The organism is Streptomyces sp. NRRL S-646 (assembly GCF_000720765.1).
Taxonomy (GTDB): domain Bacteria; phylum Actinomycetota; class Actinomycetes; order Streptomycetales; family Streptomycetaceae; genus Streptomyces.
Genome location: NZ_JODC01000002.1, coordinates 351,952 through 364,653, shown reverse-complemented (window position 1 = coordinate 364,653; position 12,702 = coordinate 351,952). Strand labels below are relative to the sequence as shown.

The window sequence follows — 12,702 nt, the reverse complement described above, 5'->3', positions numbered from 1 at the left end:
CACCGCCCTCAGCCGCCGAGCCGCTCCAGCACCGCCCGGCGCCACACTTCGGTCTCTTCGATCTGGTTGAAAGTGAACATGTGCAGGCCCGCCACCCCCGCCGAAGGCGCCGTGAGGGCAGGCTCGCTGCGCTGCAGCAGGCGGTCCGGTGAATAGCCCCCAGGGGCAGCGAACCGCAGGAACCACGACGCGTGCTTCGTCAGGAAGCGCGTCGACTCCCCCACCCCGATCTTCGTCGCCATCGCCAGCAGCTTGGTCCGCTGCACGGGCCCGGCGACACCCAGATACACGGGCAGGTCGACGTCCCGCCGCCGTATCCGGGCGATCCACTCCCCGAGCACGCGCGGATCGAAGCAGAGGTTGCTGACGATGTACGTGGCGTGCGCGCGCTTGTCCCACATCGCCTGGATGGTGATGTCGTCGTGGATGAGGGGGTGGCTCTCGGGATAGCCCGTGATGCCCACGCGGGCGAAGGGGTCGCCCAGCTCGGTGAGCCTGCGCAGCACCGGCAGGGCCCCGTCGTAGGCCCCGGCCGGCGGGTCCGCGTCGCCCGCCGGCACGAAGACGTCGTCCACGCCCGCCTCGCGCAGCCGCTCGACGACCTCCTTCAGATGCACCTCGTCCCGCAGCAGCCGCGCCGGCACGTGCGGCACGACGCGGTAGCCGTGCGCGGCGAGCCGGCCCGTCAGATCGAGGGTCGGCTCCAGGCCCTTGACCGGCGACGCCGTGACCGTGACCACGACGTCGCGCGGGACATGGGCGAGGACCTTGTCCTCGGTGGCCCTGGCGGGCAGCACCTCGTAGCGGACGCTGTCCAGCAGCGCCCTCAGGCCGGCGGCACCCAAGGCCTACCCGGCCTGCTTCTGGGCGTCGCGGTGGCGGTAGTACGCGGCCTTCGACGGTGCAAGGGGCTCCTTGCCGAGGATCAGGTCGGCGGCCTTCTCGGCGACCATCATCACCGGCGCGTAGATGTTGCCGTTGGTGACGTACGGCATCACCGACGCGTCGACGACCCGCAGGCCCTCCACGCCGTGCACGCGCATGCTGGTGGGGTCGACGACGGACATCTCGTCGGTGCCCATCTTGCAGGTGCAGGACGGATGCAGGGCGGTCTCGCCGTCCTTGGCGACCCAGTCGAGGATCTCCTCGTCGGTCTCCACGGACGGGCCGGGCGAGACCTCGCCGTTGTTGAAGGGGGCGAGCGCGGGCTGGTTGAGGAGCTTGCGGGCGACGCGGATCGCCTCGACCCACTCGCGGCGGTCCTGCTCGGTGGAGAGGTAGTTGAAGCGCAGCGCCGGGTGCTCGCGCGGGTCCTTGCTCTTGATCTTCACGGAGCCGATGGCGTCGGAGTACATGGGGCCCACGTGGACCTGGTAGCCGTGTCCGCCCGCGGGCACGGAGCCGTCGTAGCGGACCGCGATGGGCAGGAAGTGGAACATCAGGTTGGGGTAGTCCACGTCGTCGTTGCTACGGGCGAAGCCGCCGGCCTCGAAGTGGTTCGTGGCCGCGGGGCCCTTGCGGAACAGCCACTGCAGGCCGATGAAGGGGGCGCGCCACTTGGCCAGATACGGCTGCATGGAGACGGGCTGCTTGCAGGCGTACTGGATGTACACCTCCAGGTGGTCCTGCATGTTCTCGCCGACGCCAGGCAGGTCGTGGACGACGTCGATGCCGAGGGCGCGCAGCTCCTCCGCGTTGCCGACGCCGGACAGCTGCAGCAGCTGCGGGGAGTTGATCGCGCCGCCGCACAGGATGACTTCCTTGGCGCGGACCTGCTGCTTGGCGCCCTTGCCGCGCTGGTACTCGACGCCGACGGCCTTCTTGCCCTCGAAGAGGACGCGGGTGACCAGGGCGCGGGTCGTGACGGTGAGGTTGGGCCGCTTCCTGGCGGGCTTGAGGTACGCCTTCGAGGCCGAAAGACGGCGTCCGCGGTGGACGTTGCGGTCGAACTTGGCGAAGCCCTCCTGCCGGTAGCCGTTGACGTCGTCCGTCGGGGCGTAGCCGGCCTCCTGGGTGGCCTTGAGGAAGGCGCCGAAGAGGGGGTTGTCGGCCGGGCCGCGCTCCAGGACGAGGGGGCCGTCGTGGCCGCGGAACTCGTCGTCCGGGTCGGCCGCCAGGCAGTTCTCCATGCGCCGGAAGTAGGGCAGACAGTGCGCGTAGTCCCAGGTCTCCATGCCGGGGTCGGCCGCCCAGCGCTCGTAGTCCATGGGGTTGCCGCGCTGGAAGATCATGCCGTTGATGCTGCTGGAGCCGCCGAGCACCTTGCCGCGCGCGTGGTAGATGCGCCGGCCGCCCATGTGGGGCTCGGGCTCGGACTCGTACTTCCAGTCGTAGAAGCGGCTGCCGATCGGGTACGTCAGTGCCGCGGGCATGTGGATGAAGACGTCCCAGGGGTAGTCGGGGCGGCCTGCCTCCAGGACCAGCACCTTGTTCGCCGGATCAGCTGAGAGTCTGTTCGCCAGTGCACTGCCGGCCGAACCGCCGCCGACGATGACGAAGTCGTATTGGGGAGCCATGGTGCCTCGTCTCGCTCGCGCCGTAGATACGCGAGGCATGCTAGTACCAGTAGCGCTATACGCACTAGGTTGCGAGCCACGCAACTTACGGGCTGTTGATTTCACCACGGTTACTTGCAGCGGTGTTGTTTACTGCGCGTATAGTTTCGGAGTGAGCAACCACAGCCAAGACACCGAAACGTCAAATTCGCAGGCCGGCGGAGTGCAGTCGGTCGACCGGGCAATCAGCGTCCTGGAGATCCTCGCGCAGCGCGGCGAGGCAGGGGTCAGCGAGGTGGCCGCCGAGATCGATGTTCACAAGTCCACCGCCTTCCGCCTTCTCGGCGCCCTGGAGGCGCGCGGTCTGGTGGAGCAGGCGGGCGAGCGCGGCAAGTACCGGCTCGGCTTCGGCATCGTACGCCTGGCCGGCGCGGTGACGGGACGCATCGACATCACGCAGCAGGGCCGCCCGGTCTGCGAGCGGCTCGCCGAGGAGATCGGTGAGACGGTCAACATCGCGGTGCTGCAGGAGCACTACGCGATCAACCTGTACCAGGTGCGCGGCCCCGGAGCGGTCACCGCGCACAACTGGGTCGGCCAGCTGACGCCGCTGCACGCGACGTCGAGCGGCAAGGTCCTGCTCGCATACCTGCCCGCCAAGGAGCGCGCCGCGCTGCTGGCCGAGTCCGGCCTGAAGAAGGTCACCCCGCACACCATCACCTCGAAGGCGAGGCTCGAGAAGAACCTCGCCGAGGTGCGGGAGGCCGGCTACGCCTGGACCAAGGAGGAGCTGGAGATCGGCCTGCACGCCATGGCCGCCCCGGTTCTGGACCGGGACGGCGAGGTCATCGCGGCGGTCACGGCATCCGGCCCCTCCTACCGCTTCACGGAGGAGCGGATGCGCGAGCTCGCCCCGGTGCTGATCAAGGGTGCGGAGGAGATCAGCCACCGGATGGGCTACCTGGGCTGAGTCACCCCTGGGAGAGGCCCAGCCGCTCGTTGACCCAGTCGTGGAAGGCTCCGATGTGGTGCTCGCTGGGCACCAGGACGCCACCCTTGGCGTACATCCGGGAGCTCATGCCGGGCTGTGTGCGCTCGCATGCGTCGAAGTCCTGGCGGTTGACGCGGTCGAAGAGCTCCACGGACCGGCTGACGTCCTTGCCGCTCTCGACGACGTGCGGCAGGTAGAGCCAGTCGCACTCCACGATCGTGCGGTCGACGGCCACCGGGTACATCCGGTGGAAGATCACATGGTCGGGGACGAGGTTGATGAAGACCTGCGGCTTGACCGTGATCGCGTAGTAGCGGCGGTCCTGGTCGTCGGCGACCCCCGGGATGCGGTCCAGGCCCTCCGAGCCGTCGACGGTGAAACCCTGCACCTCCTCACCGAACTCGGCCCCGTGCCCGACGTAGTACTGGGCGGCATAGCCGTCGGCGAACTCCGGGAGCACCTCGGTGAGTTCGGGGTGGATCGTGGCGCAGTGGTAGCACTCCATGAAGTTCTCGATGATGAGCTTCCAGTTCGCCTTGACGTCGTAGACGATCCGCTTGCCGACGGACAGGTTGTCGATGTCGTAGTGCTCGATCGACTCCACGTCGCCGAGGCGGGCGACGATCTCGCCGATGACGTCCTCCTCGAAGGAGGGCGGGTTCTCCGCCAGGCACACCCAGACGTAGCCGAGCCATTCACGGACGGCCACGCTCACCAGGCCGTACTCGGTGCGGCCGACGTCGGGCATCTTGGTGAGGTTGGGCGCCGCGACCAGCTTGCCGTTGAGGTCGTACGTCCAGGCGTGGTACGGGCACTGGAAGGCCCGCTTGACCTCGCCGGTCTCCTCGGTGCAGAGCTTGGCGCCGCGGTGCCGGCACACGTTGAAGTAGGCGCGGATCGAGTTGTCCCGGGCGCGGGCGACGAGGATGCTCTCGCGGCCCACGTCGACGGTGCGGAAGGCGCCGGGCTTGGCCAGCTCGGAGGAGCGTGCGACGCAGAACCACATGGTCTCGAATATGCGCTCCTGCTCCTGGGCGAAGATCGCCGGATCCGTGTAGGAGGAGCCGGGAAGGGTGGCGATCAGGCTGTCCGGCAGGCTGGTCGAGGTCACGGTGCACTCCTCGGGACACGTGGGAGAGGGGAAGCGCCCCGTAGGGGCGCGGGGCTGTATCGATATGCGGCTTCGCCGCGGGGCGCGACCAGCCACAACGGCGCCGCAGGAGAAAGACGACACATCACGGCACTCACAGCGAAGCGCTCAGTTGCTTGCGCCAGCGGGTGAACAGCCGCGGCTGGTTCATCCCGAGCACGGCGACCGGTTGTCCGGCACGCCGGTAGACGGCCAGGACGTTGCGGTCGTCCGCGACGCCCTCCTCGACCGTCACACTGTCGGCGCCGGCCGCATGACCGGCGAACTGGATCTTCACGCCGTACTGGTCGGACCAGAAGTACGGCGGCCGGGGCACCCCCGGTTCCACCGCACCGCCCGCCAGCAGCGTGGCGATGGCGGCGTCCGGGCGCTCGCGCGCACCGGTCCAGTGCTCGACGCGGCGGTGGGCGCCCGCCCGGGGGTCGTACCAGTTGGCGCAGTCGCCGACCGCGACCACGCCGGCGAGGCTGGTGCGCCCGTCCGCGCCGCACTTCACGCCGTTGTCGAGCGCGACGCCGGAGCCTTCCAGCCACTCGACGCACGGGCGTGCGCCCACGCCGACGACGACGATGTCGGCGGGGACACTGCGGCCGTCCTCCAGCAGAACGGCGTCGACCTGCCGCTCGCCGCTGAGCCCCTTGACGCCCACGCCGCACAACAGCCGTACTCCGTGGTCGGCGTGGAGGCCGGAAACCACGGCGCCCATGGTCTCGCCGAGCGGGCCCGCAAGCGGCGTCGGGGCCGCCTCGATCACCGTCACGTCGAGCCCGAGGGCGTACGCGGTGGAGGCCACCTCGGCGCCGATGAAACCGCCGCCGATCACCACCAGCCGACCGCCGCGGGCCAGTTCGTCCCGCAGGGCGCGGGCGTCGTCCAGGGTGCGCAGGGTGTGCACTCCGGAAAGGCCCTCGGCCCCGGGCAGCCTGCGCGCGGCGGCACCGGTCGCGATGACGATGCCGTCCGCGCGGAGCCGGCTGCCGTCGGCGAGCCGCAGGGCTCGCTCTGTCCGCTCGAGTCCGGTGGCGCGCGCGCCGAGCAGCCACTCGGCCTGCAGGTCCTCGTCGTCCGTCTCCAGCACGAGGTCGGCTTCGCCGATCGTGCCGGCCAGGAACTCCTTGGACAGCGGGGGCCTGTCGTACGGGCGGTGGGTCTCGTCGCCGATGACGACGAGCCGTCCGTCGTAGCCCTGCTTGCGCAGTGAGCGCGCCGCCGACAGGCCGGCCAGCGAGGCGCCGACCACGGCGACCGTCCTCACGCGGGACCCCCGGCAAGACGGGAGGCGATGCAGGGCGGCAGGTTGGGAGCGTCGGTCGACACCTGGACGTAGATCATGCCGTCCTCGACGACCACCTCGTGCGTCCGCACCGGCAGCTTGGCCGGCGGGGCGTCGACGGCGCCGGTGCGCAGGTCGAACTTCGAAGCGTGCAGCGGGCACTCCACCTCGCAGCCCTCCAGCCAGCCGTCGGCGAGCGAGGCGTCCTGGTGGGTGCAGGTGTCGTCGATGGCGAAGACCTCGCCGTCGTCGGTATGGAACACCGAGACCGGCGGATCTATGTCGAGCCGGAAGGCCTCACCTCGCGGGAGATCCGCGAGACGGCACACGGGAATCATCATGACACCTCGGTGCGTATAACGAAACGGATTGCGGTAAGCGCAACATCAGTCTGAGGTCGCCCTGAACCCTTGTCAAGGAGTTCAGAGGCCCTGTTGACCCCTGCCGGATGTTGCTCTTCATGCAACTTGGCGCACGATGAGCAACAGGGTCAGGGCAGGGGTCGGCACCGGGATCAGTGCCTTCGAGCAGGTCAGCAGGTCAGTGACCGCGTGCGATCCAGTCCTGCAGGTGCGGGGCCTCCGCGCCGATGGTCGTCGTGTCCCCGTGACCGGTGTGCACGACGGTGTCGCCGGGCAGGGCCAGCAGCCGTTCGCGGATGGACTCGATGATGGTCGGGAAGTGGCTGTACGACCTTCCCGTGGCCCCTGGGCCGCCGGCGAAGAGCGTGTCACCGCTGAAGAGTGCGCCGAGCGCCGGCGCGTACAGACAGACCGCTCCGGGGGCGTGGCCGGGCGTGTGCAGCACGGTCAGGTCGACGCCCGCCACCGTCAGGACCTGGCCGTCGGCCAGTTCGGCGTCGGGCACCCGCTCCGGGTGGGTCTGCTTCCACAGCGGCAGGTCGTCCGGATGGAGGAGGACCGGCCCGCCGGTGCGCTCCGCGAGGCCGGGCGCGGCGTCGATGTGGTCGTTGTGGGCGTGGGTGCACACGATCGCCCGCAGGGTCCGGCCCCCGACGGCCTCGGCGATGGCCTCGGCGTCATGGGCCGCGTCGATGACGATCACCTCGTGGTCGTCGCCGATGATCCACACGTTGTTGTCGACGTCCCAGGTGCCGCCGTCCAGCGAGAACGTGCCCGAGGTGACGAGGTGTTCGATGCGTGCCGCCATCAGAGCACCACCACCGAGCGCAGCACGTCGCCGCCGTGCATCCGCTCGAAGGCCTTCTCGACCTCGTCGAGAGCGATGGTCTCGGTGACGAAGGCGTCCAGGTTCAGGCGGCCCTGCAGATAGAGGTCGATGAGCATCGGGAAGTCGCGGGAGGGCAGGCAGTCGCCGTACCAACTCGACTTCAGCGATCCGCCGCGGCCGAAGACGTCCAGCAGCGGCAGATCCAGCTTCATCTCCGGGGTCGGCACACCGACCAGGACGACCGTGCCGGCGAGGTCGCGGGCGTAGAAGGCCTGCTTGTACGTCTCGGGGCGGCCGACCGCCTCGATGACCACGTCGGCGCCGTGGCCGCCGGTCAGCTCGCGGATCGCCTCGACGGGGTCGGACTCCTTGGAGTTGACGGTGTGGGTCGCGCCCAGCTTGCGGGCGGTCTCCAGCTTCCGGTCGTCCAGGTCCACCGCGATGATCTTCGCGGCGCCGGCCAGGTTCGACCCGACGATCGCGGCGTCGCCGACGCCACCGCAGCCGATGACCGCCACGCTGTCGCCGCGGCCGACGTTGCCGGTGTTGATCGCGGCGCCGATGCCCGCCATCACGCCGCAGCCCAGCAGACCGGCGGCGGCCGCGGAGGCTGCACGGTCGACCTTGGTGCACTGCCCCGCCGCGACCAGCGTCTTCTCCGCGAACGCGCCGATACCCAGCGCCGGGGACAGTTCGGTGCCGTCCTCCAGGGTCATCTTCTGCTTGGCGTTGTGGGTGTTGAAGCAGTACCAGGGCCGGCCGCGCAGACAGGCCCGGCACTGCCCGCACACCGCACGCCAGTTGAGGATGACGAAGTCACCGGGGGCGACATCGGTGACGCCCTCCCCCACCGCCTCCACCACACCCGCGGCCTCGTGGCCCAGCAGGAAGGGGAAGTCGTCATTGATGCCCCCCTCGCGGTAGTGCAGATCGGTGTGACAGACCCCGCAGGCCTCGATCTTCACCAGCGCCTCGCCCGGTCCGGGATCGGGCACGATGATCGTCTCCAGGCTGACGGGGGCGCCCTTGCCCCGCGCGACGACTCCACGGACCTGGTGCGTCATGGCCACTCCTCGGCTGGTACGAGACCTCAGTCAGATGTTGCTCAATGCGGCACACATCTCATGTGCCGCAACACAGCATCGTGGAGCGCCGACCGGGGGTCAAGGTCTCGGATGCGCCGTTCGACCGGCGTCGTCGCCGCCCGACCGGTGATAGCGTTGCCCGGAATTTACGGAGAGCCGATGGAACGACGCCAGCTGGAATACTTCATCGCCGTTGCCGAGCACGGCGGATTCACAGCCGCGGCCATTGCACTCCATGTCGCACAACCCTCCCTGTCCCATGCGATCCGGTCACTGGAGCGCGAATTCGGCGGCAGCCTGTTTCATCGGCTGCCGCACGGCGTGGTACTCACCGCGGCGGGTGAGGCGCTGCTTCAACCGGCGCAGCAGGTGCTGCGGGATCTGTCCACGGCCGGCGCCCTGGTCCGCGAGGTCCTCGGACTCAGCGGCGGCCGGCTCGACATCGTTTCGCAGACGACCCTGTCGGTCGATCCGCTCGCCGGCATGCTGGGGCGCTTTCACCGCGCGCATCCCAAGGTCTCCGTGCGCGTGGTCGATCCGGAGCGGGGAGCCGCCGTGGCGCACATGGTCGCGGCCGGCCAGTGCGAGCTCGGTCTGGTGGATGCCTCGGTGCCCACGGCGGACCTGAGCAGCATCGACCTGCCGGCACAGGAGATGCATGTCGTCCTGCCCCCCGACCACCCGCATCCGGCCGGCCCCACCATCACCTCGCGTGAACTCGCCGCGCTGGACCTGATCGTGACCCCGCCGGGCACCGAAACCCGCGCGGCGCTGGACGACGTGTGCACCGCACTCGGCGTCGCGCCGCGGATCGTGGTGGAGACCGCGCACCGCGCGATGATCGTGCCGCTGGTCCTCTCCGGCGTCGGCGCTTCCCTGCTGCCCACGTCCATGGCCCAGGACGCGGCACTCCGGGGAGCCCGGATGCTCTCCAACCGTCCTCGGCTGCTGCGCCACGGCCGGCTGGTCTGGCGCCCGGGCCCGCTGTCGCCCGCCGCCCAGGCGTTCGTGGACCTGGCGTCCTCGCCCGCCCCGCCACCTGAGCAGGCAGCGACGCTCTAGGTATAGAAACTTTCTACCGCCTTCATTCAAAACCGGTTCAGCCGGATTCACGCTCTGTTGTTGACCGGCTTCGACGGCGAATGCCATTTTTTACTCCACCGCTGGCAGACCGGCCGGAAGTCCAGCTGCATCACGCCGACAATTCGGCGAGGAAAAAAGCGTGTGACATTTCCGCGGCGTACCCCAACGGAGAAATACATGACCGAGTTCGACGCCGGACGGCACATACTCCCCCGGCCGGACGCCCGCCGGCCCCTGACGACCGCCATGGACGTCCACGACCAGGAGACCGCCTTCACCCCCATCGGCCCGGTCCCGCCACCGGAGGGCGCACCGAACGTGGTGATCGTGCTCGTGGACGACCTCGGCTTCGGCACCTCCAGCGCCTTCGGCGGACCGTGCGAGATGCCCGCCGCCGAACGACTCGCCGACGGCGGGCTGCGCTACACCCGGTTCCATGTCACGGCCCTGTGCTCACCGACCCGGCAGGCCCTGCTGACCGGACGCAACCATCACTCGGTCGGTATGGGCGGCACCACCGAGATGACCACGGCGGCGCCCGGCTACAACGGCTTCCGGCCGCGCAGCGCGGCGACCATGGCCCAGATCCTCCAGGGCAACGGCTACAGCACGGCCGCGTTCGGCAAGTGGCACCAGACCCCGCCGCGCGAGATCAGCGCGGTCGGCCCGTTCGACCGCTGGCCCACCGGCGAAGGCTTCGACACCTTCTACGGCTTCATGGGCGCCGAGATGAACCACTGGTACCCGCTGCTGTACCAGGGCACCACCCCGGTCGAGCCGGACCGCCGCCCCGAGGACGGCTACCACCTCTCCGAGGACCTCGTCGACCACGCCATCGACTGGGTCCGCACCCAGCGCACGCTCACTCCGGACCGCCCGTTCTTCACCTACCTCGCGCTCGGCGCCGCACACGCTCCGTTGCACGTCGGCCGGGAATGGCAGGAGAAATACCGCGGACGCTTCGACCACGGCTGGGACGACCAGCGCGAAGTGACCCTGCGGCGGCAGAAGGAACTCGGCGTCGTACCGCAGGACGCGGAGCTCGCCCCCTGGGCCGAGGGCGTTCCCCACTGGGACGAACTCACCTCCAACCAGCGCCGGCTGGCGGCACGGTTCATGGAGACGTTCGCCGCCTTCACCGAACACGCCGACGTACAGGTCGGCAGGTTCATCGACGCGCTGGCGGAACTCGGCGAGCTGGACAACACCGTTGTCCTCTACATCCTCGGGGACAACGGCGCCTCGGGTGAAGGCGGCATCGAGGGAACCATCGTCGAGCACCGGCTCGGGCACGGCGTGGTGGACGACCCGGACGAGATGATCGAACACCTCGACGAGATCGGCGGCCCGCGCAGCTACCCGATCGCCCCGGCGGGCTGGGCCCTGGCCCTCAACACCCCCTACCAGTGGACCAAGCAGGTCGCCTCGCACTTCGGCGGCACCCGTGACGGCATGATCCTGCACTGGCCCGGCGGGGTCCCCGAACGCGGCGGGCTGCGCCACCAGTTCTCCCACGTCATCGATGTGCTGCCGACGATCCTGGACTGCGCGGGGATTCCGGCACCCTTCAGCGTCGACGGTGTGCCGCAGCAGCCCATGGAGGGCACGAGCATGTGGCGTACGCTCGCCGATCCCCGGGCGCCGGAGCATCGCCGTACGCAGTACTTCGAGATGTGCGGCAACCGGGGCATCTACCACGAGGGCTGGATGGCGGTCACCCGGCACGGCATCCCCTGGGAGATGGTGCCGGACGGGGGCAAGCGGTTCGCCGACGACGTCTGGGAGCTCTACGACCTCGACCACGACTGGAGCCAGGCACACGACCTCGCCGCCCAGCACCCCGACAGGCTGCGCCGGCTCCAGGACCTGTTCCTGATCGAAGCGGCGAAGTACCAGGTCTTCCCGCTGGACGACCGGGTCACCGAGCGGGAGAACCCCGCCGTGGCCGGTCGCATCGATCTGCTCGGCCACCGGACGTCCGTCACCTACCGCGCCGGAATGCGCCGGTTCACCGAGGAGACCACCCCCAACATCAAGAACCGCTCGCACAGCATCACCGCGGACGTCGGCATACCGGACGACACGACGGCCGAGGGCGTGCTCATCGCACAGGGCGGCCGGTTCGGCGGCTGGACCCTGTACGTCACGGACGGAAAGCCGGCGTACGCCTACAACTACTTCGGGATGAGCGTGTACACCGTGCGCGCCGCCGAGCCCCTGGCACCGGGACGGCACGAGGTCCGGCTCGAGTTCGACTACGACGGCGGAGGACTCGGCAAGGGCGGCACCGCCGTCCTCATGGTCGACGGCGCGAAGCAGGCGACCGGGCGGGTCGAGCGCACCATCCCGTACTACTTCTCCTTCGACGAGACCCTCGATGTCGGAGTGGACCTGAGCACACCGGTGACCGACGACTACTCCGCCCTGGACAACGAGTTCACCGGGACCATCCACACCGTCCGCATCGACCTGGACGGCGCCACCACCGAGTCGTCCGACTACGACGGCGGGCTGCACCGCCGGGTCATGGGGGCCCAGTGAGCTGCTGTACGCCGTCCGGCGGCCGCGCGGCGGACCGGCCCTCGCCACGGTCGGCCGCCCTGCACCGGGCGAGCACCGAGGGCATGGTGGCCGTGCCCGCCGGCGAGTTCCTGATGGGCAGCGAGGACGCGCTCGCCTACCCCGCCGACGGCGAGGGCCCGGTGCGCACGGTCTCCGTCGATGCCTTCCGGATGGACGCCTGCACGGTGTCGAACGCACAGTTCTCGCGCTTCGCCGCCGAGACCGGGTACCGGTCCGGCGCGGAGCGGATCGGCTGGTCCTTCGTCTTCGCCGGTCTGCTGCCCGACGACTTCCCGCCGACCCGTGCAGTGGTGGGCGCGCCCTGGTGGCGGCAGGTCGAGGGTGCCGACTGGCGGCATCCAGACGGGCCGCACTCCACGTGGGAGGACCGGGCGGATCATCCGGTCGTGCACGTCGACTGGGACGACGCCCGCGCCTACTGCGACTGGGCCGGCAAGCGCCTGCCCACCGAGGCGGAGTGGGAGCGCGCCGCCCGGGGCGGCCTGCACGGCAAGGTGTTCCCCTGGGGCGACGAGCTGGAACCGGGCGGTCGCCCCCGGATGAACGTCTGGCACGGCGCCTTTCCCGAGCGGCATCCGACAGCCGACGGCTGGTACGGCACCTGCCCGGTCAACGCCTTCGAACCGGGCGGCTTCGGCCTGTACAACGCCACGGGCAACGTATGGGAGTGGTGCGAGGACCCGTTCTCCCCCTCCCGGGACGGACAGCTGCGGGTCACCAAGGGCGGCTCCTATCTGTGCCACGCCTCGTACTGCCGCCGCTACCGGGTCGCCGCGCGGCAGGGCCTTCCCCCGGACTCGGCGACCGGCAACGTGGGCTTCCGGTGCGCTCTGGGCACGGCCTGATCACTC

11 protein-coding genes are annotated in these 12,702 nt (G+C 69.9%); 4 read left to right on the top strand and 7 right to left on the bottom strand.

Annotation, left to right across the window (positions count from 1 at the left end; genetic code table 11):
* Positions 1-8: 8 nt before the first annotated feature.
* A complete protein-coding gene (locus IH68_RS0104215; protein ID WP_030928461.1) occupies positions 9-845 on the bottom strand; it encodes a methylenetetrahydrofolate reductase in 837 nt (278 codons plus the stop codon).
* A gap of 3 nt (positions 846-848) precedes the next feature.
* Positions 849-2,516, bottom strand: coding sequence for a choline dehydrogenase (gene betA / locus IH68_RS0104210; protein WP_030928458.1), 1,668 nt, complete (start codon positions 2,514-2,516; stop codon positions 849-851).
* Positions 2,517-2,718: 202 nt separating this feature from the next.
* Between betA and IH68_RS0104205 the strand changes: the two genes are divergently transcribed.
* The gene (locus tag IH68_RS0104205) at positions 2,719-3,465 is read left to right on the top strand and encodes an IclR family transcriptional regulator (protein WP_030928455.1); all 747 of its coding nucleotides are present in this window, start codon (positions 2,719-2,721) and stop codon (positions 3,463-3,465) included.
* Position 3,466: 1 nt separating this feature from the next.
* Here IH68_RS0104205 and IH68_RS0104200 read toward each other — a convergent pair whose 3' ends face one another.
* The 5 genes from IH68_RS0104200 to IH68_RS0104180 all read right to left on the bottom strand — a co-directional run bounded on the left by IH68_RS0104200 (position 3,467) and on the right by IH68_RS0104180 (position 8,164).
* Positions 3,467-4,597 (bottom strand): aromatic ring-hydroxylating oxygenase subunit alpha, encoded by a 1,131-nt coding sequence (locus tag IH68_RS0104200; RefSeq protein ID WP_030928452.1) that lies wholly within the window; start codon positions 4,595-4,597, stop codon positions 3,467-3,469.
* 133 nt (positions 4,598-4,730) lie between these two features.
* Entirely contained in the window at positions 4,731-5,891 is a 1,161-nt protein-coding gene (locus IH68_RS0104195) for an NAD(P)/FAD-dependent oxidoreductase (protein WP_030928450.1), read from the bottom strand.
* The gene (locus IH68_RS0104190) at positions 5,888-6,250 is read right to left on the bottom strand and encodes a bifunctional 3-phenylpropionate/cinnamic acid dioxygenase ferredoxin subunit (protein WP_030928447.1); all 363 of its coding nucleotides are present in this window, start codon (positions 6,248-6,250) and stop codon (positions 5,888-5,890) included. Before IH68_RS0104190 ends, IH68_RS0104195 begins: the two co-directional genes overlap by 4 nt.
* Positions 6,251-6,449: 199 nt before the next feature.
* Positions 6,450-7,079: an MBL fold metallo-hydrolase gene (locus tag IH68_RS0104185; protein WP_030928444.1), complete on the bottom strand. Its 630-nt coding sequence runs from the start codon at positions 7,077-7,079 to the stop codon at positions 6,450-6,452.
* A complete protein-coding gene (locus tag IH68_RS0104180) occupies positions 7,079-8,164 on the bottom strand; it encodes an S-(hydroxymethyl)mycothiol dehydrogenase (protein WP_030928441.1) in 1,086 nt (361 codons plus the stop codon). Before IH68_RS0104180 ends, IH68_RS0104185 begins: the two co-directional genes overlap by 1 nt.
* 111 nt (positions 8,165-8,275) lie before the next feature.
* Here IH68_RS0104180 and IH68_RS0104175 point away from each other — a divergent pair, with 111 nt between their 5' ends.
* The 3 genes from IH68_RS0104175 (at position 8,276) to IH68_RS0104165 (ending at position 12,696) form a co-directional block, all read left to right on the top strand.
* Positions 8,276-9,247, top strand: a complete 972-nt coding sequence (locus IH68_RS0104175) for a LysR family transcriptional regulator (RefSeq protein ID WP_234341209.1) — start codon at positions 8,276-8,278, stop codon at positions 9,245-9,247.
* 198 nt (positions 9,248-9,445) lie between these two features.
* Positions 9,446-11,809: an arylsulfatase gene (locus IH68_RS0104170; RefSeq protein ID WP_030928434.1), complete on the top strand. Its 2,364-nt coding sequence runs from the start codon at positions 9,446-9,448 to the stop codon at positions 11,807-11,809.
* Positions 11,810-11,892: 83 nt separating this feature from the next.
* Positions 11,893-12,696: a formylglycine-generating enzyme family protein gene (locus IH68_RS0104165; protein WP_030928431.1), complete on the top strand. Its 804-nt coding sequence runs from the start codon at positions 11,893-11,895 to the stop codon at positions 12,694-12,696.
* Positions 12,697-12,702: the final 6 nt, after the last annotated feature.